Source organism: Streptomyces flaveus, assembly GCF_014647675.1.
Classification (GTDB): domain Bacteria; phylum Actinomycetota; class Actinomycetes; order Streptomycetales; family Streptomycetaceae; genus Streptomyces; species Streptomyces flaveus.
In genome coordinates this window covers 1-3,019 of the sequence record NZ_BMPQ01000076.1, presented here as the reverse complement: position 1 = coordinate 3,019, position 3,019 = coordinate 1, and the positions used below count along the sequence as shown (strand labels likewise).

4 protein-coding genes are annotated in these 3,019 nt (G+C 69.7%); all 4 read right to left on the bottom strand.

The genetic code is table 11. The features are described from left to right. The coding region (locus tag IEZ21_RS46835; protein WP_189327907.1) for an NAD(P)-binding domain-containing protein at window positions 1-135 on the bottom strand (135 nt) is incomplete at its 3' end. 108 nt (window positions 136-243) lie between these two features. After that, the gene (locus IEZ21_RS46830) at window positions 244-837 is read right to left on the bottom strand and encodes a TetR/AcrR family transcriptional regulator (protein WP_189327906.1); all 594 of its coding nucleotides are present in this window, start codon (window positions 835-837) and stop codon (window positions 244-246) included. A gap of 328 nt (window positions 838-1,165) precedes the next feature. Continuing rightward, window positions 1,166-2,002 carry a helix-turn-helix transcriptional regulator gene (locus IEZ21_RS46825; protein WP_189327905.1) on the bottom strand — a complete coding sequence of 279 codons (837 nt, stop codon included), beginning with the start codon at window positions 2,000-2,002 and terminating at the stop codon, window positions 1,166-1,168. A 451-nt stretch (window positions 2,003-2,453) separates the two neighbouring features. Next, a partial coding sequence (locus IEZ21_RS46820; RefSeq protein WP_189327904.1) for an SDR family NAD(P)-dependent oxidoreductase occupies window positions 2,454-3,019 on the bottom strand: 566 nt, incomplete at its 5' end.

Here is a 3,019-nt window from a genome sequence, read left to right as displayed (position 1 = left end):
CCCCAACTCCCGTATCTGCGCCCGGACGGCCTGGGGGCCGCGGGCGTCGGCCACCTGGACGTCGTGACCGGCCGCACTGAGTTTGGCGGCGAGGTTCCCGCCGATGGCACCGGCACCTATGACAGTAATTTTCATGATGTGTTCCTTGAGAGGTCGTGGCGCGCCCCGGGGGCGGTGCGAGGTGATGGCCGGGGGGTGGTGCCGCCTGGCGTTGCGGGGGTCGGGGCAGGGGTGTCGGGCGGTTTACGCCTGGGTGTCCTGCCGGCGGTAGCCGCTCGCGATGAGCGTGCGCAGCCGGTCGAGCGACTCCTCGTCGGTGCCGGTGCCCTTGATCCAGGCGACGGAGCAGGCCGCGAGGAACAGGTCGTTGCCCCGCACCGAGTCGCGTACGTGCCCGGTGAGCTGCGCGGCTTGCACGTACTGGTCGGTGGCGGTGATGAGGGTGTGGCAGGGGATGGTGAGCGGGTTGTCCGGCTCCTGCGCGCGGGCCGCGGCCATGAGCGGGTCCGGCAGTCCGCTGAAGGCGCTGAAGTACTCCTCCATCGCGCGCAGCCACTGTTCCAGCGCCTGGGCGGGGTCGGCGAGCCGGTCGATGCCGGCCTGGCGGGCCACCAGTTCCTCGGAGCGGGTGTGCAGCACGGCCGCCAGCAGTGCTTCCCGGGTGGGGAAGTGCCGGTACAGGGTGCCGGGTCCGACGCCTGCCTCCTTGGCCACCGCCTCCAGGGAGGTGTCGACTCCGTGCTGCAGGAAGTGACGCTGCGCGGTCTCCAGGAGGGCGGTGCGGTTGCGCTGGACGTCCGCGCGGGGCTTGCGTCCGCGCTGTTCGCCGGCGCTCATGCGCCCTCCTGCCTGCCGTGATCTGGCGGCCGCATCAAAACGGATGCTGCCTCCGTACGCATTCGAGAATAAAACGGAGGCGGCATCCGGTCAAATGGGCGGCCCGACCACGGAGCCCGGACCTCGCAGCAGACCGACATGTCCGGCCGCACAGCGCAGGGAAAAAGCCGTACGGAGGTGGGTGGACGCGGTGCCGCGCTGCCGGTCCCCGACGACTTCCGGCGTCCTGGACCGTGGCCCGCATGCATCACCGGTGCCCCTGACAGGGTCGCCCCGGGACGCCCGTAGGCATAGATGCCGGAATAGGCAGGATTGTGCAGCAGGGTTATCAGGGGGTGAGCTGTTGGTGTCCTATGACGGAGAGCAGTTCGAGTTTGCTGTGGCTCTCCGTGCCGGGGCGAGTGGTCAGCACCACCAGAGTCTGGGCGCGGTACTCGGTGTACAGGACCTGGGTGTCGACATCGATGCGGCCGAGTTCGGGATGGAGGACGGTCTTGCAGTCGCCGTAGCGGGCGACCTCCTGAAGTTCCCACATGCGGACGAACTCGGGGCTGTGTTCCTGGAGTTCGGCGAGGATCCGGGCGGCTCGGGGGGTGTCGTTGCCGGCTGTCAGCGCGGCCCGCAGGCGTGCTGCCTGGGCGCGGCCGTGGCGTTCGTGACTCTCCTCGGGAACCATCAGACGTTCGGCCGGGTCCATGAACCAGCGGTAGTAGCCGCTGCTGGCCAGACCGGTGTGGCGGGTCTGGTCGCCGAGCAGCGCGACGGCCAGCGGGTTCACCGCGAGGGTCTCGAACAAGTCGGTTTGCACCAGGGCCGGGGAGTCGTCCAGGCGGTCCAGGACCCGCAGCAGCGTCGGGCAGACATGCTCAGAGCGGTAGAAGCGGGCCGGGGCGTTGTGGCCGATGAGGACGAAGAGATGGTCGCGTTCGTCCAGGCTCAGCCGCAGTGCCCGGGCGAGAGCTTCGGTGATCTGGACGGAGGGCTGCGGAGCACGCTGCTGTTCCAGCCGGGCGTAGTAGTCGGTGGACATGCCGGCGAGCTGCGCGACCTCCTCGCGGCGCAGCCCCTGGGTACGCCTGCGCGGCCCCTCGACCAGCCCGACGTCGCGGGGCCGCAGCGTCTCACGCCGGTAACGCAGGAATTCCGCCAGTTCCTTCTTGTCCATGGCCCCATCCTCGCCGCATCCCGCCCGGCTATCCAGAGACCGCCGATCCATGGCTGAGCCGCGCGAAGCCGCTCATACGGCCGACGCCGAGGGCGCGCGCAGCGAGACGAGTCGATGGTCCCTTGACCTGCCTGGCCCGCTGGGAAATTCACCGACCGTCGGCGGTGCGCCGCAGACCGCCGGTATGGAAGACGGCCTGCGGCGACGGTCCCCCGTCGAGGACACCCAACGCTTTGGACCCAACGCTTTGACCGGCCCCGGGCCTCGTCGCTCAGGACGGAGCCGGTCGCCTCCCATGCGACGACCGGGGCGAAGCCGAAGGCGCTTCCTGACCGTTCCGCGTCTTCAGTGAGGACCCCTCCCCGAGGTGGGTCCGGCTCGCGTTCGCCCATGATGTGGCCCACAGGGCCCGCCCGCGTGCTGCTGTTCCGCGTCGGGCATGACAGGTCGGTCAGCTGCCGCTGATCATGGTGAGGACGTCGTCGTAGGAGCCGTTGGCCACCGCGTCGCGGATGAACCTGGCGCGCTCGACGACCAGCTCCTTCCCATCGGGCTGCCCGCGCAGCAGGCCGAGGGCCTCGGTGAGGAAGTCGTCCAACGGCATGGACTGCTCGCTGTCCTGCTGGCCCATCAGCGTCGTGCGCACGCCCGCCGGGACCACCTCGACCACCTGGACACCGGCGCCGGCACCGGCGAGCTGGATGCGCAGGCTCTCGGAGAAGGAGTGCAGCGCGGTCTTGGTCGCGCTGTAGGTCGGCGTGCTCGGGAACGGTACGAACGCCAGCGCCGAGGTGACATTCATGACGACCGCGTCGTCCTTGCCCACCAGCAGCGGCAGGAAGGCATACGTCATCCGGATCGTGCCGAGCAGATTGACCGTGACGTGGTCCTCGGCGACCTGGAGTCCGGCCGGGTCGAGGAGGTTCTCCGGCAGCAGATCATCCGCGACTTCGGCAAGTCCCGCGCCAAGGCGCACAAGGACATCACGGAGCGCCTGCCGATGCGGGAGCAGGCCGG

Bases quoted from the DNA above. Each gene is read 5' to 3' on its own strand.
- IEZ21_RS46830 (WP_189327906.1), bottom strand. From the start codon at position 837: ATGAGCGCCGGCGAACAGCGCGGACGCAAGCCCCGCGCGGACGTCCAG.
- IEZ21_RS46825 (WP_189327905.1), bottom strand. From the start codon at position 2,002: ATGGACAAGAAGGAACTGGCGGAATTCCTGCGTTACCGGCGTGAGACG.